This window comes from Devosia sp. (assembly GCF_048261455.1).
Taxonomy (GTDB): Bacteria; Pseudomonadota; Alphaproteobacteria; order Rhizobiales; family Devosiaceae; genus Devosia_A.
The window spans coordinates 75,592-100,389 of the sequence record NZ_JBLXGA010000010.1; the positions used below are offsets into that span (position 1 = coordinate 75,592).

Annotated in this window: 24 protein-coding genes; 8 read left to right on the forward strand and 16 right to left on the reverse strand. The window is 65.6% G+C overall.

What is annotated here, in order from left to right:
* The 3 genes from mutL to ACN0TK_RS12030 form a co-directional block, all read right to left on the reverse strand.
* Positions 1-1,803, reverse strand: a complete 1,803-nt coding sequence (mutL, locus tag ACN0TK_RS12020; RefSeq protein WP_417309742.1) for a DNA mismatch repair endonuclease MutL — start codon at positions 1,801-1,803, stop codon at positions 1-3.
* Between the two features lie 174 nt (positions 1,804-1,977).
* Complete coding sequence (locus ACN0TK_RS12025) at positions 1,978-2,643, reverse strand: ferritin-like domain-containing protein (RefSeq protein WP_417309743.1); 666 nt, start codon at positions 2,641-2,643, stop codon at positions 1,978-1,980.
* A gap of 11 nt (positions 2,644-2,654) precedes the next feature.
* Complete coding sequence (locus tag ACN0TK_RS12030; protein WP_417309744.1) at positions 2,655-3,314, reverse strand: ferritin-like domain-containing protein; 660 nt, start codon at positions 3,312-3,314, stop codon at positions 2,655-2,657.
* 273 nt (positions 3,315-3,587) lie between these two features.
* Here ACN0TK_RS12030 and ACN0TK_RS12035 point away from each other — a divergent pair, with 273 nt between their 5' ends.
* Positions 3,588-4,325 carry a DUF1868 domain-containing protein gene (locus ACN0TK_RS12035; protein WP_417309745.1) on the forward strand — a complete coding sequence of 246 codons (738 nt, stop codon included), beginning with the start codon at positions 3,588-3,590 and terminating at the stop codon, positions 4,323-4,325.
* 45 nt (positions 4,326-4,370) lie between these two features.
* Positions 4,371-4,826 (forward strand): nucleoside deaminase, encoded by a 456-nt coding sequence (locus tag ACN0TK_RS12040; RefSeq protein WP_417309746.1) that lies wholly within the window; start codon positions 4,371-4,373, stop codon positions 4,824-4,826.
* Here the strand turns inward: ACN0TK_RS12040 and ACN0TK_RS12045 are convergent.
* Together ACN0TK_RS12045 and purD are read right to left on the reverse strand one after the other, a co-directional pair.
* Positions 4,823-5,743 carry a patatin-like phospholipase family protein gene (locus ACN0TK_RS12045; RefSeq protein WP_417309747.1) on the reverse strand — a complete coding sequence of 307 codons (921 nt, stop codon included), beginning with the start codon at positions 5,741-5,743 and terminating at the stop codon, positions 4,823-4,825. The genes ACN0TK_RS12040 and ACN0TK_RS12045 overlap by 4 nt on opposite strands.
* Positions 5,744-5,836: 93 nt before the next feature.
* Positions 5,837-7,120 (reverse strand): phosphoribosylamine--glycine ligase, encoded by a 1,284-nt coding sequence (purD, locus tag ACN0TK_RS12050; RefSeq protein WP_417309748.1) that lies wholly within the window; start codon positions 7,118-7,120, stop codon positions 5,837-5,839.
* Positions 7,121-7,246: 126 nt separating this feature from the next.
* Here purD and xseA point away from each other — a divergent pair, with 126 nt between their 5' ends.
* Complete coding sequence (gene xseA / locus ACN0TK_RS12055; RefSeq protein WP_417309749.1) at positions 7,247-8,803, forward strand: exodeoxyribonuclease VII large subunit; 1,557 nt, start codon at positions 7,247-7,249, stop codon at positions 8,801-8,803.
* 7 nt (positions 8,804-8,810) lie between these two features.
* Here xseA and ACN0TK_RS12060 read toward each other — a convergent pair whose 3' ends face one another.
* Entirely contained in the window at positions 8,811-9,743 is a 933-nt protein-coding gene (locus tag ACN0TK_RS12060) for a hypothetical protein (RefSeq protein ID WP_417309750.1), read from the reverse strand.
* Between the two features lie 185 nt (positions 9,744-9,928).
* Between ACN0TK_RS12060 and ACN0TK_RS12065 the strand changes: the two genes are divergently transcribed.
* Positions 9,929-10,153, forward strand: a complete 225-nt coding sequence (locus ACN0TK_RS12065) for a DUF2093 domain-containing protein (RefSeq protein ID WP_417309751.1) — start codon at positions 9,929-9,931, stop codon at positions 10,151-10,153.
* Positions 10,150-11,118 (forward strand): lysophospholipid acyltransferase family protein, encoded by a 969-nt coding sequence (locus ACN0TK_RS12070; RefSeq protein WP_417309752.1) that lies wholly within the window; start codon positions 10,150-10,152, stop codon positions 11,116-11,118. Before ACN0TK_RS12065 ends, ACN0TK_RS12070 begins: the two co-directional genes overlap by 4 nt.
* Here the strand turns inward: ACN0TK_RS12070 and ACN0TK_RS12075 are convergent.
* The gene (locus tag ACN0TK_RS12075; RefSeq protein WP_417309753.1) at positions 11,109-12,638 is read right to left on the reverse strand and encodes an ArnT family glycosyltransferase; all 1,530 of its coding nucleotides are present in this window, start codon (positions 12,636-12,638) and stop codon (positions 11,109-11,111) included. The two genes, ACN0TK_RS12070 and ACN0TK_RS12075, sit on opposite strands and share 10 nt — an antisense overlap.
* Here ACN0TK_RS12075 and ACN0TK_RS12080 point away from each other — a divergent pair.
* Complete coding sequence (locus ACN0TK_RS12080; RefSeq protein WP_417309754.1) at positions 12,615-13,700, forward strand: hypothetical protein; 1,086 nt, start codon at positions 12,615-12,617, stop codon at positions 13,698-13,700. The genes ACN0TK_RS12075 and ACN0TK_RS12080 overlap by 24 nt on opposite strands.
* Here ACN0TK_RS12080 and ACN0TK_RS12085 read toward each other — a convergent pair.
* Positions 13,691-14,482: a hypothetical protein gene (locus ACN0TK_RS12085; protein ID WP_417309756.1), complete on the reverse strand. Its 792-nt coding sequence runs from the start codon at positions 14,480-14,482 to the stop codon at positions 13,691-13,693. The genes ACN0TK_RS12080 and ACN0TK_RS12085 overlap by 10 nt on opposite strands.
* A gap of 36 nt (positions 14,483-14,518) precedes the next feature.
* On the opposite strand from ACN0TK_RS12085, the gene ACN0TK_RS12090 reads away from it, so the two are divergent.
* Positions 14,519-16,066 carry a glycosyltransferase family 39 protein gene (locus ACN0TK_RS12090; protein WP_417309757.1) on the forward strand — a complete coding sequence of 516 codons (1,548 nt, stop codon included), beginning with the start codon at positions 14,519-14,521 and terminating at the stop codon, positions 16,064-16,066.
* Here ACN0TK_RS12090 and ACN0TK_RS12095 read toward each other — a convergent pair.
* Genes ACN0TK_RS12095 through ACN0TK_RS12115 form a run of 5 tightly spaced genes read right to left on the reverse strand, consistent with a single transcriptional unit; the run spans position 16,009 to position 20,567 of the window.
* Positions 16,009-17,286, reverse strand: a complete 1,278-nt coding sequence (locus ACN0TK_RS12095; RefSeq protein ID WP_417309758.1) for an O-antigen ligase family protein — start codon at positions 17,284-17,286, stop codon at positions 16,009-16,011. The genes ACN0TK_RS12090 and ACN0TK_RS12095 overlap by 58 nt on opposite strands.
* The gene (kdsA, locus tag ACN0TK_RS12100) at positions 17,283-18,128 is read right to left on the reverse strand and encodes a 3-deoxy-8-phosphooctulonate synthase (protein WP_417309759.1); all 846 of its coding nucleotides are present in this window, start codon (positions 18,126-18,128) and stop codon (positions 17,283-17,285) included. Before kdsA ends, ACN0TK_RS12095 begins: the two co-directional genes overlap by 4 nt.
* Positions 18,129-18,147: 19 nt before the next feature.
* Positions 18,148-18,750, reverse strand: a complete 603-nt coding sequence (locus ACN0TK_RS12105) for a histidine phosphatase family protein (protein WP_417309762.1) — start codon at positions 18,748-18,750, stop codon at positions 18,148-18,150.
* Complete coding sequence (locus tag ACN0TK_RS12110; protein ID WP_417309763.1) at positions 18,747-19,571, reverse strand: 3-deoxy-manno-octulosonate cytidylyltransferase; 825 nt, start codon at positions 19,569-19,571, stop codon at positions 18,747-18,749. The genes ACN0TK_RS12105 and ACN0TK_RS12110 overlap by 4 nt, the downstream gene beginning before the upstream one ends.
* 3 nt (positions 19,572-19,574) lie before the next feature.
* Positions 19,575-20,567, reverse strand: a complete 993-nt coding sequence (locus ACN0TK_RS12115) for a KpsF/GutQ family sugar-phosphate isomerase (protein WP_417309764.1) — start codon at positions 20,565-20,567, stop codon at positions 19,575-19,577.
* A gap of 123 nt (positions 20,568-20,690) precedes the next feature.
* Between ACN0TK_RS12115 and ACN0TK_RS12120 the strand changes: the two genes are divergently transcribed.
* Positions 20,691-21,950 carry a 3-deoxy-D-manno-octulosonic acid transferase gene (locus ACN0TK_RS12120; RefSeq protein ID WP_417309765.1) on the forward strand — a complete coding sequence of 420 codons (1,260 nt, stop codon included), beginning with the start codon at positions 20,691-20,693 and terminating at the stop codon, positions 21,948-21,950.
* On the opposite strand, the gene ACN0TK_RS12125 is transcribed toward ACN0TK_RS12120, so the two are convergent.
* From ACN0TK_RS12125 to ACN0TK_RS12135, 3 genes are read right to left on the reverse strand one after another with little or no spacing between them, the layout of a single operon-like run.
* Positions 21,947-23,431, reverse strand: coding sequence for an ArnT family glycosyltransferase (locus tag ACN0TK_RS12125; protein ID WP_417309766.1), 1,485 nt, complete (start codon positions 23,429-23,431; stop codon positions 21,947-21,949). The two genes, ACN0TK_RS12120 and ACN0TK_RS12125, sit on opposite strands and share 4 nt — an antisense overlap.
* Positions 23,432-23,488: 57 nt before the next feature.
* Positions 23,489-23,731, reverse strand: coding sequence for a DUF4170 domain-containing protein (locus ACN0TK_RS12130; protein WP_417309767.1), 243 nt, complete (start codon positions 23,729-23,731; stop codon positions 23,489-23,491).
* Positions 23,728-24,576 carry a 3'(2'),5'-bisphosphate nucleotidase CysQ gene (locus ACN0TK_RS12135; protein ID WP_417309768.1) on the reverse strand — a complete coding sequence of 283 codons (849 nt, stop codon included), beginning with the start codon at positions 24,574-24,576 and terminating at the stop codon, positions 23,728-23,730. The genes ACN0TK_RS12130 and ACN0TK_RS12135 overlap by 4 nt, the downstream gene beginning before the upstream one ends.
* Between the last annotated feature and the right edge of the window lie 222 nt (positions 24,577-24,798).

A 24,798-nucleotide genomic window follows, 5' to 3' on the forward strand; every position in this document is an offset into this window, starting at 1 on the left:
CTACCGCGTCCGGCCGAACAGCCGTTCGATGTCGCCCTTTTTCAGCTCCACATAGGTGGGGCGGCCGTGGATGCACTGGCCGGAATGCGGCGTCGCTTCCATGTCGCGCAGCAGCGCGTTCATTTCCTCGAGGCGCAGGCGTCGACCGGAGCGGACCGAGCCATGGCACGCCATTCGGCCGATGATGGCGTCGAGCCGCTCGCCGAGCGCCGCGGCTGAATCCCATTCGGCCAAACCATCCGCCAGATCGCGCACCAGCCCGTGCACATCGGCCTGGCCGAGCAGCGCCGGGGTTTCTCGCACGGCGATGGCGCGCGGCCCGAAGTTCTCGAGCCGCAGCCCGAGCTTTTCGAGCACCGGGGCCGCCTCGAGCAGCCGGTCGCAATCTTCCTCGGGCAGTTCGAGGATCACCGGGATCAGCTGCATCTGGCTGGCGACCGGGCCATCGGCCAGCTGCGCCTTGAAGCGCTCGTAGACCAGCCGTTCATGCGCCGCGTGCTGATCGACCAGCAGAAGGCTGTCGCCGTTCTGCGCGACGATGAAATTGTCGAACATCTGCGCCCGCGCCGTGCCGAGCGGATAGTCGGCGGCGGGGGCAGGGGTCGGTTCCGGCGTGGCGTCGAACCGTGCGCTGGGTTCGGCAAAGCCGGTGAAGGTCTGCGGGGCCGGGGCGGAGGCGGGGGGCGGCCGATAGCCAGACGGCGCGGCGGGGGCAGGGGCCGACGAGGGGGCCGCAGGTGCGGCGGCAGGCATCGGCGCCTGGAAGGCCTCGAGCACGTCTTCTGCCACGCTGGAGGACGCCCGGTGACCCGCGGCTTCGAGCGCATCCCAGATAGCGCGGATCACCGCCCCGCGCACGCCGCCCGGGTCGCGGAAGCGCAGCTCTGCCTTGGCCGGATGGACGTTGACGTCCACCGCCTGCGGGTCGACCGCCAGATAGAGGGCGACCACCGGAAAGCGGTCGCGGAAGGTGTAATCGGCATAGGCGGCGCGGATGGCGCCCATCAGCACCTTGTCGCGCACCGAGCGGCCATTGACGAAATAGAACTGGCTGAGCGAATTGGCGCGGGTGAAGGTGGGAAGCCCGGCGAGGCCTCGGACCACGACGCCATGGCGCACCGTTTCGAGCGTCACCGCGTTCTCGGCGAAATCCGCGCCGATGACCTGGGCGAGCCGCGCCGCCATGGCCTCGGGACCGCGTGGCGTGCCCGGCCAGTTGAGCGGCGCGCGGTCGCTGCCTTCGAGGCGGAAGTGGACACCCGGATTGGCCATCGCGAGCCGCTTCAGCACATCGGTGATGGCGCCGGCTTCGGCCCGGTCGGACTTGAGGAATTTCAGCCGCGCCGGCGTATTGGAGAAGAGCTCGCGCACCTCGACGATGGTGCCACGGTTCATCGCCTGCGGCACGATCGGGCTGCGCTTGCCATAGGCCACCGCGACCCGCAGCCCGCTGTCGGCCTCGGCGGTGCGCGAGGCGACGGAGAGCGCCGCAACGGAGCCGATCGAGGCCAGCGCCTCGCCGCGAAAGCCCAGCGTGCGGATATCGTCAAGCGTTTCCTCGTCGAGCTTGCTGGTGGCATGACGCTCGATCGACAGCGCCAGATCGTCGGCAGTCATGCCGATGCCATCGTCCTCGACCCGGATCAGCGCCTTGCCTCCCGCGCCGGTGGTGACGGTGACTCGCGACGCGCCGGCATCGATGGCGTTTTCGACCAGTTCCTTGACGACGCTGGCCGGCCGCTCGATCACCTCGCCGGCGGCGATGCGGTTGATCAGGTCTTCGCTGAGTTGGCGGATGGGCAAGGGCGATTCTCCTGATCGCCAAAATAGGCGCCGTGGGCCGCCTGTCATACACCCAAGGCGCCGCGTCACCAGATGTTCGCTGCTAACCGATGGAAAGCGCCGCAAGATGACGAAAAAGGCCGCCCCGAAAGGCGGCCTCTCGTGCACGCGTCCGATCGTCGCCGGCGGCGGGGATCAGGCGAGGAACGGCTGCGCGGCAGCGAGCACTTCGTCCTTGCTCATCGGCTCGTCGAAGGCACCATCCCAGCTCTTCTTGCCGCCGATCTTGCGCACGATCGCGGCGTGACGGGCTTCGACCGAGTGGATCTGCAGGGCGGTCTGCAGGATGTCGTCATTGGCCATGAGATTGCCGGCCTGGCCCTTGTAGGCCGCGACGCCGAGATCCTCGAACGTCTGGCTGAGGGTCAGGTAGGTGTCGAAATTGGTCAGGACGTCATCGTACTTGCCGCCCGCTGTCGCATCGATCGCCGGCCGCTTGACGGCATCGGCCCCGAGGACGCTTTCGAGCAGCGCCACATGCTCGGCTTCGTGCAACCCGATATGGCGGAAGATATCGACATATTCATGCGGGATCAGGCCGTCGGCTCCGAGGCCCGAACGGTAGAAATAGTCCTCGATATGCTCGAGCGTCAGCGCGAAGTTTAGGACGTCCTTGATGTCCTGCGGCAACTCCTGACCGAAGGCCTGGGTGGCGCCGACGGCCATGGCGAGCGGCGCACTGGCGAGCAGGGCGAGCTTTCCGGCATTGCCGAAAAAGAAGTCGCGCTTGCCGGCATCGACGCGCTCGACCAGCTCGGGATCAAGGCCGCCGAGAATGGTGTTCTGGTTCTGGTGTGTCATGGTGTTTCTCCTCAGACCAGCGAGTTGGCGGTGACATCGGTGGTGATGAACGGCGCTGCCTTGGGCAGTACGTCGGCGGGCGCATAGGCGACGTCGAGGCCGTTCTCGTCGACCACGTCCGGGCCGGCGAAGGCGACGCTGTTCGGGTTGAGCAGGTCGCGGATGGCAGCGGCGTGACGGGCTTCGACGGAGACGATCTTGCCGGCGGCCAGCAGATAGTCGCCGTTCTCGATCAGCTTGCCGGCGCCGTTATAGGCCCCGACGCCCAGATCTTCGAAGGTCCGCGCCGTGGTGAGCACCGAGTCGCGGGACGTGAAGTCCACTGCGGAAAAGTCGACCTCGAGTGCCGGAATGGCGTTGTCGCCGAGCGCATCCTTGAGGAAGTCGCGATGGGTGACCTCATGGTCGCGAAGGTCGGTGAGAATTGCGGTCTCGTCCTCGGTGATGCCCTCATAGGGGTTGTCGATGACCATGGTGTAATAGGCCGCCTCGAGTTGCTCGAGCGCGTAGGCATAGTTCAGCACCCCGACATCGCCTTCGCCCAGATCGGCCGCGAGCGCACTGGTGATCCCGAAATTGGGCAGCGCAATTCCGCCGATGACCAGCGTCGCTCCGGCGGTGCCGGACCACTTCAGCAGTCGACGGCGATCAATCTTGAAGTCATTTTTCATGTTCTTGCTCCTCATGTCCTGTAGCGAAAGCAGCTACGTGCGGGTGAGGGCAAGAGTTGCGTTATCGTCAAGAAAAGCAACGCAGATATATTTATTTTGGCGAAAATAAACGCGCAACCAAATCAGCAGAACGATCGTTCACACTGACCAAATTATATAAACAATAGTTGATGGAACAAATGCGAAGGCTCGAGCATTCGCGTGGCGCACCCCGCAGAGTGTCATATGGCTGTGTCCGCTCTCCCCTAGTGTCGCGCCGACATGGAGAGCCTGATGACCCGAGAGCCTGCCGTCTCGCCCGCGCTGATGCGGTTCGCCAAGAGTGCCAACGATCTTCCGCCGGCCCATTTCGGCACGCGCTATGACGCGACCGGGCGCTTCCTGCCCGAGCCGGGCAACACCGTGGTCTGTCATCTCGAACCGGGGTCGGCCACCGAGGCGGCGCTCGCCAAGGCGCGTGCGCGGCTGATGACGATGCCCGACGCCGGGCAACTGGCCTTCACGCCGCTTGCCAGTCTGCACATGACCCTGTTCCAGGGGATCATCGAAGGGCGGCGCCGGCGGCCCTATTGGCCTGACGACCAGCCGCTCGAAACAGCGATCGACGAGATGACGCGCATTTACGGCGACCGGCTCGCCGATTTTCCCGGCGGCCCCGACTTTTCGGTGCGGGTCGCCGAGGCGCTGCCGACCGGGCTGACCGTGGTGCCGGCGTCCGCAGCCGATGATGCGGCCCTGCGCATCTGGCGCGACGCGCTCGCGAAGCGCTTCGGCTACCGTCACCCGGATCACGACAGCTATGTGTTTCACATCACTTTCGCCTATGTGATCGACTGGCTGGACGACGCGGAATTGCCGGCCTGGCAGGAGATGTTCGACGAACTGGTCGAAACGATCGCCGCGCAGGCGCCGGTTTTGCAGCTGCGGCCGCCGGCCTTCTGCAGCTTCGAGGACATGAACCATTTCGAGGAACTGCTGGTGCTGGCCCCCGCAGCCGAAGCGGTCGGCTGATCAGCGGGCGCTTGTCCGCGGGGCGGGCGGGCGCTAGGGATCGGCATGGCCGACATCCAATCCTCATCGCCGATGGATCGCGCACTCGAACTCGCCGCCGAAGCCGCCGCTGACGGCGAAGCGCCGGTGGGTGCGGTGATCGTCGAGGACGGGCGCGTGCTGGCCGCCGAGCGCAACCGCATGCGTGCACTGAACGATCCGACGGCCCATGCCGAATTCCTCGCCATCCGCGCGGCCCTGGCGGCGCGGGGCACCGGCCGTCTCGATGGCTGCGACCTCTATGTGACGCTGGAACCCTGTGCCATGTGCGCCGGGGCCATCGCCCATGCGCGGCTGCGCCGGGTCTATTATGGGGCGGAAGACCCCAAGGCCGGCGCGGTGGACAATGGCGTCAGGCTGTTCGCGAGCCCCGCCTGCCACCATCGACCCGAGGTTATCGGCGGGCTGGGCGCGGGCAAATCCGCCGCGCTGCTGAAAAGCTTCTTCGCCGAGCGCCGCTAGCGATCTTCCGCGCGCATCGAGTCTTCCTGATGGGTCTGGAAGGCGTTGATCTTGGCTTCCAGCGCGCGCTTGAAGTGATCCTTGTCCTTTTCGACATGCGCGATGATCTCGCGCACCCGCCAGAATTCCAGGGCGCCGAAGCTGTTGAGGTGCGGGCGCACATAGATGTCGGGCGGATAGGCCGCCATCATGTGCGCGGTCAGCGAATGCATCATGATCTGCGCCGAGCCGAACCACACGTCGATGGCGTTGTGATTGATCTTGGTCATCTGCTCGCTGGGGTCGCCGTTGACGTCGATGCCGACGAGGATATCGGCACCGGCGGCCTGATCGAGCGGCAGCGGATTGACCACGCCGCCATCCACGAGGAGATGATTGGCGAAGGCGACCGGTTTGAACAGGCTCGGAATGGCGATCGAGCCTGCAATCGCCTCGCGCAGCGCCCCCTCTGAAAACACCACCTGATGCCAGGACTGGAAATCGGTGGCGACGACGTAAAAGGGGATCCTGAGTTCCTTGAACTCGAGCGGAAAGGGCTGGGGCAAAAAGGCATCGACGACGCGGGTGGCGTCGAGCTGCACGTTGAACCCGTTCTGAAAAAAGCTGCCGAGGTTGCGGATCTGCGCGCCCCACAGTCGTCCGGCGATCATCCGCATGGTGCCCAGCACGTCGATGGAATGTTCGCGCAACTCGCGCCCGGCCATGCCGCTGGCCCAGCCGGCCCCGATCAGCGCGCCGATCGAGGTGCCCGAAATGACGCTGGGCTTGAGCCCGAGCTCGTCCATCGCCTCGATGAAGGGGATATGGGTGAGGCCCCGCGCCGAGCCGCCGCCGAGCGCCACGCCGATGCGCGGTTCCGACCCCGCCGGGGGTGTTTTCTTGACGAACTCGCCGCGCAGCCGCCGAACGATATCCATGCCCCGCTGCTGCAGCGGAGTGAGGTCGGTCCGGACTGTCGGTTCATTACTCATCGTGGGACCGTTCTAGGCCCGCCGCTGTTGATAACTGGTTCAGCGGTGTGGTTGGCGTTCCCTTACCACTGCGCGCCAGCCGATATCACGCCGACAAAAGCCTTCTGTCCAATCGATTCTGTCGACGGCGGCATAGGCCCGGGCCTGCGCCTCGGCCACCGTGTCACCCAGAGCGGTGACATTGAGTACCCGCCCGCCATTGGCGATCAGCTGGCCGTCGCGCCGCACCGTGCCGGCATGAAAGACCATCAGATCGTCGCTATCGAGCCCTTCGGCCCCAAAAATCTCGCTGCCCTTTTTCGGATTGGCGGGGTAGCCCTCGGCCGCCATCACCACGGTCAGGGCAGGGCGCGGATCGAACTCGGGCGTCATGCCCGTCAGATCGCCCCGCGCCGAGGCAAGCAGCAGCTCCAGTATGTCGGAGCGCAGGCGCAGCATCAGCACCTGGCATTCGGGATCGCCGAAGCGGACATTGTGTTCGATCAGCTTGGGACCGCTATCGGTGATCATGATACCGGCGAACAGCACCCCGGTGAACGGCGTGCCGCGCGCCGCCATCGTGCGGATGGTGGGCGCGATGATTTCGGCATCGACCCGTGCGGTCAGTTCGGGCGTCATCACCGGGGCCGGGGAATAGGCGCCCATGCCGCCGGTATTGGGGCCGGTGTCGCCATCGCCGACGCGCTTGTGATCCTGCGCGCTGGGGAGCAGGACGTAGCGGGTGCCATCGCTGACGGCAAAGATGCTGGCCTCTTCGCCCTCGAGGCATTCCTCGATGACGACGCGGGAGCCCGAAGCGCCGAACGCGCCGGCAAAGCAGTCGCGGACCGCGGCCTCGGCTGCGTCCAGCGTGGCGGCCACGGTGACGCCCTTGCCGGCGGCGAGGCCATCGGCCTTGACGACGATCGGGGCGCCCTGGCTGCGGAGGTAATCGAGCGCTGGCTCGAGCGCATCGAACTGCGCATAGGCGGCCGTGGGGATGCCGGCCTCATCACAGAGTTCCTTGGTGAACCCCTTCGAGCCTTCGAGCTGTGCCGCGGCCATCGACGGCCCGAAGCAGAGGAGCCCGGCCGCGCGGACGGCGTCGCCGAGACCGGCAACCGCCTGTGCATCAGCGCCGATGACGACGAGATCGACGGACTTTTCCTCCGCGAACGAAACGACGGCAGCATTATCGGTGATGTCGAGCACGACGTTTTCGGTGATCGGCGCCGTGCCACCATTGCCGGGGGCGACAAACAGCGTGTCGCACAGCGGTGATCTGGCGATGGCCCAGGCCAAAGCATGTTCGCGACCGCCGGACCCAACCACCAAAACCCGCATCTTTTCTCCGCCGAACTTCGTGCGCCCCATCCGCCGAGCCAAGCGGCGGGTTTCGGCTCCGTCTAGCATGGGGCCAGAGGCCGGGCCACCCTTGACGGCGCGACCGGTTTCCCGCACCTCTGGCCCATGGCCCCACCGCTGACCAACGCCGCCGAATTCACCGTTTCCGAGATCGCCCAGGCCGTGAAACGCTCGGTCGAGGACGAGTTCGGCCATGTGCGTGTGCGCGGCGAAATCTCCGGCTTTCGCGGGCAGCATTCCTCGGGGCACGCCTATTTCACCCTCAAGGACGAAAACGCCGGCATCGACGCCGTGGTGTGGCGCGGGACCTGGCCGCGCCTCGCTTTCAAGCCCGAGGAGGGGCTGGAGGTCATCGCCAGCGGCCGGCTGACGACCTTCCCGCGCGCCTCGAAATATCAGCTGGTGATCGAGCAGATCGAACCGGCCGGCGCCGGGGCGCTGATGGCACTGCTCGAAGACCGGCGGAAAAAGCTCGCCGCCGAGGGGCTGTTCGACACCGACCGCAAGCGGGCGCTGCCCTATCTGCCGCGCGTTATCGGCGTCATCACTTCGCCGACCGGTGCGGTGATCCGCGATATCCTGCACCGGCTCGCCGACCGCTTCCCCTCGCATGTGATGGTCTGGCCGGTGCGGGTGCAGGGCGACACTTCTGCTTCGGAGGTCACCGCCGCCATCGAGGGCTTCAACGCACTGCCGCCGGATGGAGCCATGCCGCGCCCGGACCTGTTGATCGTCGCGCGCGGGGGCGGCTCGATCGAGGACCTCTGGGGCTTCAACGAGGAAATCGTGGTGCGGGCGGTGGCGGCGAGCGCCATCCCGATCATCACCGCCGTGGGGCACGAGACCGACACGACGCTGGTCGACTATTCCTCCGACCACAGGGCGCCGACGCCGACGGCGGCCGCGGAAGCTGCGGTGCCGGTGCGGGCCGATCTCATCGCCTATGTCGACGAACTGGGCAGCCGCCAGCGCCAGGCGACCCGGCGCGCGGCGCTCAACCTGCGCGACCGGCTGCGGGCCGGGGCCGCAGGCCTGCCGCGCCCGGCCGACCTGCTCGCGACGGCGCAGCAGCGGCTCGACCGGGCGGCGACCGGGCTCGAAACCGCCCTGCGCCATGCCGGACAGAAAAAGCGCATCGAATTCGGCCGCTCTGCGGCGCAGTTGACGCCGGCGCTGGTGGCGCGACGGGCAAGCGACGCGCGCACCCGGCTCGACAACACCGCCTTTCGCAGCAGCGCCGCGATCAGCCGCATTGCCGAACGCCGCCGCAGCGCGCTGCAGGCGGTGCTGGGCCGGCTGTCGCCGCAGGCGTTGCGCAGTGAAATCCGCCATGCGCATAATCGGCTCGATCCGGCAGCGGCGCGGCTGGTGCCGGCGATGGCGCGGATCATCGATCAGCGCCGCCAGCGGCTTGGCTCGGCGGCGAGCCTGCTGAATTCGGTCAGCTACAAGAACATCCTGGCGCGCGGCTTTGCCGTGGTGACCGATGTCGAGGGCCGGCTGGTCCGCCAGACCGGGCAGGTGAAGCCCGGCGACGCGGTGACCATCGCGCTCTCCGATGGCGAGGTCGGCGCGATGATCGCCGGCGACGCGCCGCCGGCGCCGAAGAAAAAGTCCCGGCCGCGTGCCGCTGACGACACCGGCCAGGAAAGCCTGTTCTAGCGCCGGCTCACAGCTCGTCGATCGAGACGAGGATCATCTCGACGGTGCCATTGGGCTTGACGCTGGCGCACCATATGTCGCCGAACTCGACCTGGGCATCGCAGCCCGGGGCGGAGCCGAGGCCAGCGCCGAGGTCACGCCAGTTCGAAAAGGCCGCGCCGTCCCAGGTCTTGACCCACAGCGTGTTACCCGGGCCGCGGACGAAAATGTGCAGCATCTGCGACAGGCCGCCGGCGGGCGCCGCCGAGGCCTTGCCCTTGATGGCGCCGCCCAGATTGGCGACGATCACGTCACTGCCGCTGACATGGGTCAGATCGCCCATCTGCACGGCGCTGCCCGAGCCGGTGTCGTAGCAGAAGGCGGCGCTGCCCATGAGATCGGAACAGGCGACGTCGCCTGTAACGGTCAGGTCGAGATCGATCCAGTCGGTCCAGCTGCCGGCCTCGAGGCTCTTGCGGAAGAGACTGTTGGCGGGACCGGAGACAAAGACACTGAGCATGCGCTCGCCGGCCTCGAGCGTGCTGGTGATGCCCGGCGCGCCGGTGGCGTAGCCACCGATATTGCTCCAGTCGCTCCAACTGTGCGCCTGCGCATCGTAGCGCACGTGGAAGACGTTGTTGCCGCTGCCGACCGCCACGCAATCGATGCGGTGCGGGCCCGAGGCCGTGCAGGCCGGGGAACTGGCGATCGCCTGGTTCCCGATCCGGGCCCAGCCGGTCCAGTTGTCGCCCTGGCTGTCGCCGACCTGGGCGTACATGAAGCCGTCCGTGCCGCGCACGAAAGCCGCGACAACATCCTGACCGGCGAACTGATACCAGACAACGCTGGGGTCGCCCTTGGCGGAGCCGCCGAGGTTTAAGGTTTCGATGGCGCTGGCGGCGCCGGCAGTGGCCAGCAGGCTGGCACCGATGATGGCTGAACGGACGATGGAATGCAGCATTTGGGAGCCCCCGGTTTGACTTTGGCCGCCCCGATCGGGCGACGCGTTGGCACCTGGATAGCGGCACCAAGCTGAACCCGGCGCGACCCGCGCGTTCAGACTGGCGACAGGGACGATGGTTTCAATCGACCGCGAACTCTCCTATATCTGCGGGATCGGTCAGCACTGGCAGGACGCCGAGGCACATGAATATCTTCGACAAGAGTTTCACCCCGACAGAGGCGCAGCTTCGCTATCTCGATGCCGACTATGTCGTGCTCAAGCCGGGGACCTTCGTGCGCTGCGCGGTGACCGGTGCAGCCATCCCCATCGATGAGCTGACCTATTGGAGTGTCGACCGGCAGGAGCCCTATGCCAATGCCGACGCGGCCCATGACGCCTATGAGCGCTACGTCGTCAACGCCAAGTGAGTCGGACTGATCGCGGGCGCAAGGCGCCATTCCGCAAGCGGGTTAGCCGCCGGGTCGAAGCTGCCGTGTTCTTCGGGTTGCTGGGCCTGTTCAAGCGCATGGACCCCGACCGCGCCTCGCAGCGGGGCGGCTGGTTCGGGCGAAAGCTCCTGGCGCCGCTGCTGCGCGGCAAGCGCACCTATGCGACCATCGCCACCGCATTCCCAGATCTCGATCGCGCCGGCGCCACCGCATTGATCGACGGCATGGCTGAAAACATCGGCCAGACGCTGGGCGAACTCGAGCATCTCGAGTTCTTCATGAGCGACGCGGGCAAAGCGCGCTTCACCACCGAAGGTCTGGAGCATCTCGAGGCGGCGCAACGGTTGGGCAAACCGCTGTTGTTCACCACCGGCCATTTCGGCAATTTCGAGCTGGGTCTTGCAGCGCTGCACCATGTCGGCATCCACATCGCGGCCGTGGCCCGCAAGCCCAACAACAAGGCGATTGGCGACTATTTTGAGCGCCGCCGGGCTGAGACGGGGCTCGGCAAGCTGTTCGACAAGGGCCCTGAGGGGACCCGCCAGATGGTGCAGTGGCTCAAGGACGGCGGGAACGTCGCGATGTTCGTCGACCAGCACCTGGCCGAGGGCATTCCCGCGCCGTTGTTTGGCCAGGACGCGATGACGACCCACACCCCGGCTACGCTGGCGCTGTCGCATGATGTGACGCTGCTGCCCGGCGCACTGCGGCGCGAGGGAGACGGCACGCATTTCCGGCTGGTCTTCTACCCGCCGATCCTGCCGCCAGACAGTGGCAACGAGGCGCGGGACATTCTGGCGATGACGGCCGAGATGAACCGTTTTGTCGAGGCCGAGGTGCGCGCCAACCCGAAATCCTGGCTATGGATGCACCCGCGCTTCAAGCCGGTCGACAGGCTGTCCCGCAGAGCGCGGCGGCTGCTCGAGGATGCGGCTCAGCCCTGAGGCTGGAAATCGTGGCCGACCCGCAGCTTGAGCGAGGTCACCACCCGGCCGTTCTTGACGAGATTGGCGTCGACCGCGGGGTCGAGCGCGCGGAACCGCTTCAACTGGCGCGCGTCATCGTCGATGGCACCCGGGGAATCGATCAGGATGCCGGTCCAGCCGGCGAAGTCGGCCGGCGGGTTGAGATAGCGGAAGTGCCGGGCATCGCCGCATAGACACAGCACCGGGATGTCCTTGCCGAACAGCCGGTTGAGCTGGGCCGCGCGGATCCAGTTGAATGTCGCGATGAACGTTCTCTCGTTCTGGGGCAAATCCTGCGCGGCCAGCACGTCCCTGAGCCCGTCCCATGGCATCAGCGATGTGGTCGGGTCGCTGCGGAAAAGGCTGGTCACGGTATCATCGAACTGGCCGGTACGGGCCTGCAGCGTGGTGACCGTCGCCAGCCCGCCGAGCAGCAGGCCGTTGGCGACGGCGATGGCCGCCGCAAGCCAGCGCAGAAGGCGCGGCAGCCGTGACAGGGCCTCGCCGAGCAGCGGCAGCACGAAGACCCACCCCGGCATCTGCCAATGCGGCAGCCCCCGCTGAAACAGCGTCAGGCCGGTGAAGATGGCGATGGGAAGGATGGCGAGACAGGCAAGATACCAGCGCCGCTCGCGCCACGGGCCGCGCACCAGCGCCCAGATGAGGACGATCGCCATGCCGAGCGCGATCCACGGCAGCAGATAGATCGACTGGAAGAACAGCGATTCGACGACGCCGAAGGGGCGCATCTCGCCGCCCCAGCCACCGCGGCCCGACTGGAAGCGGAACGAGGCCCAGTCATGCTGCAGGTTCCACACCAGTACGGGCAACAGCAGCACGAGCGCGATGGCGGCAGCGAGCCATGGGCCGGGACGCAGCAACAGCCGCCTGTGCGGCGTGGTGACGAGAAAGATGAACAGCCCCGCGATCAGCAGCACGCCATGGTACTTGGAGAGCAGTGCCAACCCTGCAAGCAGTCCGGCGAGAGCCCAATTGCCCAATTGTTCGCCGGGCCGTGGCGCATAAAGGATGCGCGACACGACAAAAGCGGCGCCGAGCGCCGAGGCGAGCAGCGGCCCGTCGGGCAGGATGAGCGTGCCATGCGCGACACCGAAGATGAGGGTGACGTTGAACAAGGCCGCCGCCCAAACGCCCGCGGCAGCGCTGAACAGCTGTCGCCCCAGCGCGAACAGCAGCAGGCTGGAGACGGCGGAAAGCGCCACGAAGGGCAGGCGCAGGACGAAGAGGTCTTCGCTGCCGGTGAGCCTGGCCCACAGGCCGACCAGCCACAGATGCAGCGGCGGGTGATCATAGTAGCTCAGCGAAATCTGCCGGGCGATGCCGATGGAATAGGCCTCATCGACCCCGACCGGCAGGGTGGCCGCGACAGCAAGCCGTCCCAGCGTCGCCACAAGCGTGATGATAAGCGCCAGCCTTAGCCCATCGGGGGCTTTGACCGCGTCGGCTGGCAGGCTATGGGAGGGGACCGGCGTGCGCACGAAACAGGCGGCCCTCGGGTCGCATTCGGGGAAGCGCCACTGCTAGCCGTCAGCCGGATCGAAGTCAAACCGAAGCCCGGAGATCCGGCCCTGCCCGAAACCCCTGCCGCGACCGTCGTCGAAACCTATCGCTTCACGCCGGCGGATCTCGCCGTCGCGACGCGGCGGCCCGGCATCAGCGCCTTCATGCGCATCCGCAACGGCGCCTATGCGCTGGAAGCGGCAGTTCGCAGCCATATCGAGCATTTCGACGAGATCGTCGCGGTGCACAACCGTTCGACCGACGAAACGCCGGAGATTCTGGCGCGGCTGGCCGGCGAGTACGGGCCCAGGCTGAGAGTGTTCCACTATCTGCCCGAGGTCTTTCCGCCCGGCAGCGACGGTCACAAGGCAACGCCGGCGGATGCGCCGCAGAGCCTGGTGAACTACTATAATTTCGCGCTGAGCCGGACGCGGTTCTCTCACACCACCAAGCTCGATGACGATCATGTGGCTATGGGTGCCGCCACGGCGCGGCTGGTGGCCGATGTCCGCGCCGGGCGCGCTGCGCAAAATGAAATGGCGTGCTTTTCGGGGCTGAACCTGGCGCGTGGCGCCAATGGCCAGATCGGCATCGTGGCGCACGAGCCGTTTGCAGGGAATGGCGATCACTGGATTTTCCCTGTGCGGCCAGACACCTATTTCGTCAAGGATCGGCGCTTCGAGGTATTGCGATCCCAACTCCGACGAAAGTTTCACTCGTTCACATATTGGCACCTCAAATATCTTAAGCCGGACCTTGGTTTCGCCAACTACGATCTCGCCGCCAACCCGCACAGCCGCTACGCGCGGCGGTTGGCGAGGCTCGAGCGGGGAATTGCGCTCACAGATCTAGAAACAATGGCGCGCCACGCCGGTGAGGATCGGCGTTGGCTCGATGTGATTGCGCGGTGGGGACTGCCAGTCCCGTCTCGCGACCGGGTAATCGCAGAACGCAACAAGGCAGCCCGGGCGTTCATGGATGAGGATCTCGAGACGCTGCTGGCGCAAGATCCGCAGATGGGGCGTTTCGCTCAGATCTGATAGCGCTGGAGCAATGCGCCAAGGATAGACTCGCGCGGCGGGGTAGTGCGCTTCAGATCGTGCAGTTTCTCGTTCCACAGGTGCACTGTGAGTGTGTTCTCGGTGACCAGCGTTTCGAGCGATCCACCGGGCGCGTAGAGCGATTCTGCATTGCGCGGATGAAGCGGGTAGAAGACGTCGGTCGGTTGCACATATGGCAAGAGAGAAAATTGCTCACAGGTCGCCGTGATGCCCTTCGGACCATATGTTCCGTGCGGTTGTCGATACGGAGGCACCGGTCGGTCCAGTTGCCTCTGTAGCCAGGCAAGCGGCGCGCGGTGAAAAGGAATCCAGTCCGGCAGCCGATTGCCCTCGTATGCGGTGATGAGGCTATTCAGCGCGGGTGCACTGCTATCCATTCCAAGCACAGCACCATTGACGAAAACGTCCGACTCCCAGCCGGCAACGAAACCGGAAAGTGTGATCGGACGCAGGCACACCACGTCTGTATCCACCCATAGCCCAAGGCCGAAGCGCTGCAACAGGAAGCGAAAATAGTTCGAGACAAGCGCGTAGGAGCCATTGGGATAACGGTGTGCATCAGCTAGCGCTCTGGGGACGATCGTTTCCGCGTCACGGAGTTCCACGCCGTCGGGCACATCGCGCACCTCGCCATAGGTGTAGAGCGCCACGGGGTGCCCATTTGCGACAAAGGAAGAGAGGCTGAGCCGTTCGATGGGACCCAGCGCGCCGCCGACCCACAAGCTGACGATTTGTCTTGGCGCTGCGGCGGGAGGGGTCATTCCGGTTCTGCCCAATTCATGGTCTAAGCAAGCCGCATGGTTACGGTGGAACAGATCGGGCGGCAAGCCGGCATGGCGGACGAGTCGATGGAGGCGGCGCAGCAGCGTCGGCGCATGAATTTCTTGGCGCTGGTCGTGGCCGTGCTGGCGCTGGTGGCGCGCGGCGTCATGGCGGTCAGCATCGGCCTTGATGGCGATGAGGCCTACTACGCCATGTGGGCGGCCTGGCCGTCTCCGGGCTATCTCGATCACCCGCCGGGTGTGGCGCTGTTCATCGCGGCCGGTGAGGCACTGGCCGGTGTGAACTTTCTCGGCGTGCGTCTGATGTCGCTCGTCGGCTCGGTGTTGACCGTGCTGGCGCTGTATCGGACGACGCGACTGCTGGTGCCCTTTCCGGCGGCGCCGGGCCTTGCGGTGATCCTGTTCAGCCTGACGCTGGTGGCCGCTACTGGATTTGTCGCCACGCCGGACGCGCCCTCGATGCTGTTCTGGATGCTGTCGGTCTGGGCCGCAACAGAGGCGGTGGTCCGCGGTCGACCGAACTGGTGGCTGGCCGTGGGGCTGTTTGCGGGCGCCGGGCTGGTCGGCAAATATACCAACGCCTGGCTCGGGGTCGGGCTGGTGCTCTATCTGCTGGCGACGCCTGTTGGGCGGCGGCAATTGCTGACCTGGCAGCTCTGGGCCGGCGGCGCGCTGGCGATCCTCGTCTTCTCACCCGTGCTGTGGTGGAACTACGAGAACGAGTGGCGCTCCTTCCTGTTTCAGGGCGTCCGCATCGTCACCTTCAAGGATGTCTTCGGCAAGCACCTGTTCGAGTTCCTGGCGGGCCAGTTCCTCGTCGTCGGACCCGCGCTGCTGGTGATCTCGGCGGCTGGCGCCATCTGGTGGGCGCTAGGCCGGGCAGGGCGGTATGGCGCCATGCTGGCGCTGCCGGTTCTGACCAGCGCGCCGGCACTGGTCTACTTTTTGGCGCATGGCCTCCATTCCCGGGTCGAGGCCAATTGGCCGCAGCCGCTGCTAGCGCCGATGACGCTGGTCGCCGCCGCTTTGATGGCTGCGCCGGCTGCGGGGCTGTTGGCGCGCTTGTGGCGCCGTGCTGCAGTCGCTGTGCATGTCGTGCTGGGCGCCGGGCTGATCACCCTGGTTTACATTCAGGGTATATTTCACCCCTTCGAACTGGGCGTGCTGGATCGGACCCGGATGCTGCGCGGCTGGGGTGAGATGGCGGCCGAGGTGCGCGCCTACGCCGATTCCGCAGGGGCCAAAGCCATATGGATCGACGGGAGCTATCGGCTCACCGGGGAGATGTTTTTTCACGGGCAGAGCGCAGGCGATCCGCGACCGGTCCGCAGTCTGGGTGAGCGGAAGCGCTATGACTACATTCCCGCCGCGCAGCGCTATCCCGGCGGCACCCCCGCGATTGTGGTCGATCAGGTCGGTGGCCTGGAGGACCCTCGACCGCCCGACGGCTATTTTGCGCAGTCGCGCCTGTTGGGTGTCCTGCCTCGTGGCGGGCAGAAGGAATATTACGCGGTCTGGGCGGTGTCCGAGCCGACCTCTCGGGTGCCGAAGCCTGTCGATTGAGCCACCGGGTCGCGCACGAAGCCAAGGATGACGGCAGTCATGAAGACGAACTGGAAGCCGTGATAGTCAAACCCGAGCAGAATATAGGTAAGCTCGAACGTGGCAAAACCCAAGGCAAGCGTCAAAGCGAGGAACAGCCGAGCATGAAACTGGCTATCGCGCGGCATGAAAAAAGTACCGAGCACAGGGGCTGCCAGCACCAGTATGAATGAGATCACTCCGATTAGGCCGGCGCCAACGCCGAAGTTGGCATAGCCGTTGTGCAGGTGCCGGAAGCTGCTCATGCGCGCCACGGTCTCCGGGGGCACATGCGGGAAAATCGCCGGCACCATATCGCGCCAGCCGTGTCCCCAAATCGGAGAATCCCAAAAGGCGCCCCAAGCGCCTTGCAGCATCGTAAGTCTCTCAAAGCTCGACTTATCGAGTTTTTCCCCGGCAAGCAGCTGCCGCGGGACATCGAGACCGGATATTGAGCGGGTGAGCCCGAGTTGCATCGCTATAAAAAGCAGCACGGCAAACAGCGCCACGGCACCGACGCCGCTGAACAGAATGACTTTGCGATGCTTCGGCATCGTCACCATCGCGAACACGAATGACAGAATGGTCAGGACGGGTGCTGCGAGCAGTGCGCCCCGCGTGCCGCTGATCATAACTGTAAAGACTGCCAACATCGGGCCTGTCAGAAAAATCCAGCGTCGACTGCTCTGATCGGAGAATAGTCCCGCCAGTGACAAGAACCCCAGCAGCATCGTTGTATAAGCGAACTGGAAGGAATTCATCGGTCCGTAGACCCGTGTTCTGCCCTCGATAAAAACCTCGAACAGCGCCACCGCGGTGAACAGAACCGTACCCGCAAATGCCATCCAGGCCACCGTCTCAGCAGCGTTCATCCGCGCCAGACGCTCAAACTGTTTTCGTAGCGGCACCATGAGCAGGTAGGGCGCAAAATTGAAGATATACTTGAAGTCGTTGAGGTCTTCGGAGCTCAGAGCGAATGCGAGACCAAGCGCAACGAAACTGCCAAGAAAAATCCAGTCGACCGGATTGGGCGAGGCTTGTCGTAGTGTTTTCAGAGACGAAGGAGAAAACAGGAGCAGTAACGCGCCGATGGCCAGCGTAACCGATGTATTCCGCCCAACAAGAGCAGGGAGGACGAAAAGCGACAACAGGATCGCATAGCCTACCCAGCGGATATAGGTCGACGGTGCCGGTGCGCTCATTGCGGGTTCCTTGCCTTAGCCACGGCGTCAAGCGCCATCAGTTCCGCGACCAGCCCGTCAAGTTGGTTGAGCGGGATCATGTTTGCCCCGTCGGACGGGGCATTATCGGGGTCTTCGTGGGTCTCGATGAAGACGCCGGCAATGCCCACGGCCACCGCCGCGCGCGCCAGAACCGGCGCATATTCGCGCTGACCACCCGAGGATTCGCCGCGCCCGCCAGGCTGCTGTACCGAGTGCGTGGCGTCGAAGATCACCGGCTTGCCGGTCTCGGCCATGATCGCCAGCCCGCGCATGTCGACGACGAGCGTATTGTATCCGAAGCTGGTGCCACGCTCGGTGAGCAGCACGCCCGTGGCGCCGGCGTCATCGAGCTTGTCGGCGACATTGCGCATGTCCCACGGCGCGAGAAACTGCCCCTTCTTGACGTTGACGATCCGGCCGGTCGCGGCGGCGGCGAGCAGCAGGTCGGTCTGCCGGCTGAGGAAAGCGGGAATTTGCAGGATGTCGACGACCTCGGAGACGGCGGCGCAATGTTCGCGCTCATGCACGTCGGTGGTAACGGGCAGACCGGTTTCGGCTTTCACCGCAGCGAAAATCTCGAGCGCATCATCGATACCGATGCCGCGAAAGCTGCGGCCGCTGGTGCGGTTGGCCTTGTCGAACGAGGATTTGTAGACGAGCGGGATCCCGCGCTTCGCGCCCAGTTCGGCGATGGTGCTTGCCGTCTTCAACGCATGGTCGCGGCTTTCGATGACGCAGGGGCCAAGGATGAAGGTGAGTGGCTGGTACGTGCCGATTTCGAGCGTGGTGCCGCCCGGCGTAGTCAAACGAACGTCAGTCATAAATGCCCCGTAATCGGCCTCAACCCGGCCGCTTGTCCCAGTCTGATAGCCGGTACCTGCCCGAACTGTCACCTGTGATGAGTCCGTAGGCCCCGGTTCTGAGCTTGATGGCTGTCGGGCGTAACTCGGGCGCAACAAGCCCAAGGAGCGCGAAGCGCGCGGCACCATTGCTGGTGACCAGTAGGATGTCGCCATCCGCATCGGCCGCAAAATCGCGCCAGGCGGCGATCCGCTGCTCCGGATCGACATTCCATCCGGCGGGCGGCACCGCAGCACGGTCCCAAGAGGCAAGGGCCTCGGCGCCGATCCGTTCGAGCACGAGATCCTCGGTCTGGTTCTCATCCGGGCCATGGTCGATCTCGGTGAGAAATGTCGCGGTGGCGATCGGCGGGGGAGCGCACTGTGCGCCAAGGATCAGTGTTGCGGTCTGCTGCGTGCGTTGCAGGGCCCCGGCCAACACTGTGGAAAACCGGATGCCCTGGGCCACGAAATGCGCGCCAAGCGCTTCGGCCTGCGTGCGACCCGTTGCCGTCAGCGGCAGATCGGTGCGGGCGCCGATGCGACGCGGCGCCTCGCCCGGCTGAAAGGTATTGCCGTGGCGGACGATGAACAGCCGACTCATGCCGGAGCACGCCAGTCGACGAACGGATCGCCATGGGTCGCGATCAACTGCTCGGCACGGGTAAGGTCGGCCGGGCTGTCGACACCGCTCATGGTGATGGATGCGGGCGGCACGATGACCGTCTGGATATCGAGCCCGAGCGCAATGAGCCGCAACTGCTCGAGCCCTTCCAGCACTTCGTAGCCTGAGGGCGGGGCCGCCTCGAATTCGACGAGCGCGGCGCGGCGATAGCAGTAAAGGCCGATGTGTTGCAGGACGGGTGACAGCGGCTCGCGTGCCCGCAAATCAGTTTCGCCGCGGACGAAGGGCAGGATTTGCTTGGAAAACCAGATCGCCCGGCCGTCGGCGGCACGGATGCAGGTCGTGCCGCTGGCCGGTGTCTGCTGCTTGTGGGCCCGCAGCGCATCTAGCCGGTCCCAGTCGAGTTGCACGACCGGTGTCGTCACCGCCGCGTCGCTGGCGCGGGCCGACCTGACGATCTCGACGATATGGGCCGGTGAGGTGAAGGGCGCGTCGCCCTGCAGATTGACGATGAGCTCGGGCTGCCGGCCGGTGGTCTGTGCGGCCGCAAGGGCGCGCCCCGAGCCCGAGCTGATGGCGCTGTCGGTCATCACCGCTTCGAGCCCGCGTGCCGTGACGGCATCGCGGATGCGGGCGTCGTCGGTCGCGACGACCACATCGATATCGCCGAGTTCGCGCGCGGCAGCGATCGCCAGCGCCGCGACGCGCTCGATCAGCAAACGGCCAGCGATCTCCAGCAACGGCTTGCCGGGGAGGCGCGTCGACCCGTAGCGGGCCGGAATGACGATCAGGTCGGGCATGGCTCAGACGAGCCCGACCCGCAGGCAGTCATGCAGATGCACGATGCCGACGGGACGACCGTCTTCGACAGCGAAGATCGCCGTGACGCGAGGTGTCAGCGTCGTCATGGCGCGCAGCGCCTCGGTGAGCAGCGCATCGCCGGAAATGGTACGCGGCGTCGGGGTCATGACAGTTCCCGCGGTTTCGTTCAGCAGGCCGTCGGCCATGTGCCGGCGCAGATCGCCATCGGTGATGATGCCGGCGAGCCGCCCGTCCGCGTCGATGACACCGGTGCAGCCGAAGCCCTTTGAGGTCATTTCGAGGATCGCGTCCCCGACCCGGGTGTCGAAAGCGACGAGCGGCAGGCGCTCTCCCGGGTGCATGACTTCGCCCACCGTGAGCAGCGCGCTGCCCAGCACACCGCCCGGGTGAAAGACGTGAAAATCGGCCGCCTTGAAACCGCGCCGGCGCAGCATCACCACTGCGAGCGCATCGCCGATCGCCGCCATCATCGTCGTGGACGTGGTGGGGGCTGCCGTGACGTCACAGGCCTCGGCGGCTTCGGGCAGCGGGATCAGGATGTTGGCGGCACGGCCGAGCCGCGAATCCGGGCGGGCGGTGATCAGCGCCAGCGGGATATCGAAACGCGTGCAATAGTTTGCGAGGTCTTCGAGTTCGCGCGTGTCGCCGGATTTCGACAGCATCAGCACGACATCGGACTGGGTGATCATGCCCAGATCACCGTGACTGGCATCGCCGCCATGCACATATTGCGACGGCGTGCCGGTGGAGGCCAGCGTGGCCGCGATCTTGCGCGCGATATGAGCGCTCTTGCCGACGCCGGTGAGGATGACGCGACCCGATGCCTTGCCGATCAGTTCGGCGAGGGCGACGAAGCCACCTTCCAGCGCATCGGCCAGCAGCTCGAGGCCACGGGCTTCGGTACGGATGGCCGCGCGCGCTTCGTCGAGCGCAAGCGCCTGTACCTGTGCGTCGATGGCGATGGGATAGCGCACGCCGTCCGGTCCTCCATATCGGCGTCCGGCTTAGCGCCATCGCGGGTCGGGGGCAAGCGCGGGACTGGCGACAGCGGCGCAATCCGAATAGTCAGTGTGGCGGTAAAGTTCGGAGCGAGGCATTTGGCGGCACGGCGCACCATCGGCGGCAGGATCTATGACGGGCTCGTCGTCGGGCTCTCGTGGCTGCACTATGCGGTGCTGTCGCCTCTTGGAAAAAGCGACGAAGGCGGCGCCGCCTGGTTCCGGCGGCGCCTCAAACCCGCATTGCCCGCGCCTGTCCGCGCACCGCGCGTCTGGATTCACGCGGTCTCCGCCGGCGAAAGCAAGGTGGCCGGCCTGCTTCGGGCGCAGTTGCTGCGCGAGGATCCGTCACTCTGCGTGGTGCTGTCGGCAACAACCTATTCCGGCTTCGAGCGGATACAGGCGCTCGCCGGGCCGGCGGACAGCTTCATCATGCCACTCGATACTGAACCGGCCCAGACGCGCCTGTTTGCGAAGGTAAGGCCGGACCTGCTGGTGCTGGTCGAATCCGAGTTCTGGCCGGCACAGTTCGCGGCCGCCGAGGCGGCGGGCGTGCCGGTTGTGGTGGCCAATGCCACCATGTCGGAGCGCTCGTTTGCCAGACACCAGAAGAATGGTGCCGTAGCGAAGCGGACTGTCCTTAAGGCCGAGCGGATTTTTGCGCAGGATGAGATCATCGCGGCACGCTATCGGGCGCTGGGTGTGCCGGAAGAGCGGATCGCGGTGACCGGCAATCTCAAGCTCGTTCCGCCCGAAGGCGCATCTGCCAGCCCGCGCAGCGGCGCGCCGGTCGTGGTGTTTGGCAATGTGCATCAGGCTGAACTGGCGGCCCTCGCGCCGGCCGTCGCTGCGTTGCGGCGGTCGCGGCGGGACCTGCGCATTGTCCTGGTGCCGCGCTATCCGGGCAAGCTGACCGAAACCGCGTTGCAGCAGCATTTCGGGTCGGGCCTGGCGTTGGTCACGGAGCTGTCGGCGATTGAAGATGGCGGTCCGCTGCTGTGGCTCGACCGGATGGGCACGCTGGCCACGGCCTATGCCCAGGCGACTGTGGGCGTCGTCTGCGGCACCTTCGCACCGATCGGCGGGCATGACCTTGCCGAGCCGCTGCATCTGGGAGCTGCCAGCCTCTATGGCCCGCATGTCGAGCGCCAGAAGGCGCTACACGCGGCGCTGTCGGCGGCAGGGTGTGCCGTGCAGGTCGATGACGCGACGACATTGGCAACCGAAGTGTTGAATCTGCTGGATGACCCGGCGCGACGCGCAACGATGCTGGCCGGCTTCGCAGATCTGAGCCACGAAGCGGAAATCGGGCTCGCAATCATCACCGGTGCACTGAGGAACCTGCTGTCAGAGCGCTAGAAACGGGGGATATAGCCCTCGCCCCAATAGAGCCTGTAGGTGCCCAGCTTGCGTCCGAACCGGGTGATCTCCAGCTCTCGGTAAACGGTCACGGTCTCGAACGATCGTGCGACGACGCCTTCCTCACGTCCGTCGTGGACGATAACCAGGGCGTTCTCGCCGGCATGCGCCTCGGCATCGAACCAGTAGTGATACTGGTTGATCCGCGGATTGATCGCGACGATGTCCGGCCGGTCGAGGGCGAAGGCAGCTGTGCTGGCATCCTCCCATTTCGCTGCCGCAACGAAATCGGGCCGCAGCTCGTCGATCGCCTGCTGGATCGGCGCGGCGACATCCTGCCAACCGTAAAAGCGTGTGCGGGTCGGGTCAGGGCGGTCGATCAGCAGCAGGAGCGGGAAGATGCTAGATGAAATCACGAAGAAGGCAGCAACCAGCAGGCCGAACCCCACGTGAAAGCCGATCAGCACCCGTGAGCGCATATAACTGCCGATGAAAGGCATCAGCAGCACGTAGGCCGCCATGTTCCACCAGAAAAACACCTGATCAGTGAGCGCGATAAAAACGAAGCTCAGCGTGGACAGCCAGAACAGCCAACTCGCCAGCCCCCAGTGAGTCCGTTCATAGGGGTGATCGCCTGGACGCAGCAGGAACCGCAGCATCGCCCAGATGAGGAAGGGAGACAGCATGAGCGCCGTTACGGAACCGAACTGCACCAGATAGCGCGACGTCAGCTCTTGCAGAAAGCCTGCGTCATGGCGGGTGACCAGGTGATACTGGAACGACACCAGGCCATTCTGCAGGTTCCAGATGAGCACCGGCGACGCGATGATGATCACCAGCAGCGCCGCCAGCCACAGGTGCGGATTGCGGACCAGATGGCGCAGGCGCGGGCTGGCGATGATGTAGAACCCAAGCGCCAGGCCGAAGAACACCGCATTGTACTTCGCCAGCGCCGAAACACCCATGAATGCCGCACCGGCATAAAGGTCGGTCAGTTGGCCCTTCTCGCCGCCACGCTCAGCCAGCAGGAAGGGCACGAAGAAGTGCGCCGACAGCAGGATAAAAAACAGCAGCAGATGGTCGCTGGTCGCGAAGACCGAATAGAACCCGAACGCCGGGGCAGCCAGATAGATGACGAGGCCGCGCCAGAACACGGCCTCCCGTTCGGGGCCCGCATATCGGCGCGCCCATGAGTGAAAAATGGCGATGGTGCCGATGGTGGTCGGAATGGCCCAGAACCGCAGGCCAAACAGATTATTGCCGAATACCAGATCCGACAGGCCGAGGAGCCAACCGTTCAGCGGCGGGTGGTCGTAGTAGGAAAGGCCCGGGTGCTGGCCCCACATCCAGTAATAGGCTTCGTCGCTGAACAGGTTCGCGCTGAGCAGCGTGACGAGCTTGATCGCGAGCAGGACAACGACGGTGAGCTTCAGGCCCAGATAACGTGAGGTGGCCGGCATGGTCGCTGTTGCTTCGCTCATGCCGTCCGATCCGTTGCGTGGGGAGCCGACGCCGGAGCGCCGTGCGGTGGCGGGCGACTACTCGTCGTCTTCGGGGTTCAGCAGGCGGTGCACGTGGACGACGAAATAGCGCATCTCGGCGTTGTCGACGGTCTCCTGTGCCTTCTGCTTCCACACGGCCTGCGCAGCGGCGTAGTTGGGATAGACCCCGACCATGTCGATGGCGTCGAGATCCTTGAAGACCACCTCGTCGCCGCCTTCGACCTCACCGCCGAGGACGAGATGCAGCAATTGCTTGGTGTGTTCGGGCTTCTTGCTCACGGTGTCAGTTGCTCCAGATCGAGTTCGTGCGGTTGCGGGCAGCCATAAACCTTGATCAGCGCCGCATGTAGCTTGGCTTTTAGCGAAGGCTCCGCCAGCGCCGCAAGCGCGCCGTGCCGGATTTCCTGCCTGTTGAACCGGATCTCACCAGCGCAGACGTCTTCGAAGTCGATTCCCGCCTCTTTGAGGATGCAGGCGGCTCCGGCGATATCCCAGTCCTGTGCGCCGCGTCGCGTAACGGCCGCATCGAGCCGGCCGGTGGCGACCTGGATCAGGCGATATGCGAGGGAGGGGTAGGCTGGCCCACGGGTATATTCGAGCCCCGCAGCCTGCAGCTCCTGATGTACGGCACCGGGCGCGGGGATCAGCGGCACGGTGGTTGCCGGGTTGCGCTGGCGGACCAGCGGGCGGCCATTGATGCGGGCTCCGGCGCCGAGCGCCGCGTCATACATCTCATCGCGCACCGGCGCATAGACGACACCGGCGATCGGAATGCCGTCCTCGACGACGGCGAGGGCCACGGTCCAGCTGTCCTCGCCGCGGATGAAGCCCCGCGTGCCGTCAATGGGGTCGACCACCAGCACGCGGCGGCGATCGAGGCGTTCCATCGTGTCGGCGGATTCCTCGCTGAGCCAGCCGTAGTCCGGACGGGCCTCGGTCAGCGCCTGATGCAGATAGCGGTCGAGCACGAGATCGGCTTCGCTGACCGGCGAGGCATTCTCCTTGGTCCAGGTCTTCAGGTCGCGGCGGAAATAGCCCGCTGCCAGTATCCCGGCCGTGACCGCGGCGCCGCGCAGCAGGTCGCGGTCCTCGATGGCTGTGGTGCTGGCTTTGATCGCGCCCAATCGTGGCTCCGGTTCTTGTTCCGCCGGCCTTCTAGGCGCATCGCGAGGTGCGGACAAGGGCCGGCACGCTTGCGTGAAGGGCCCGCGCGACCGCGGACCGGCCAAGCGACACTTCGATTTGCATCAATCGCGGTGACGAGCTGCTAACCCTTTTCAAAACAACCCAAACTTAACCCCGTTTCTTAAGCGGCTCAGCAAGGGCGCCGCGTATTGTGGGGCCAT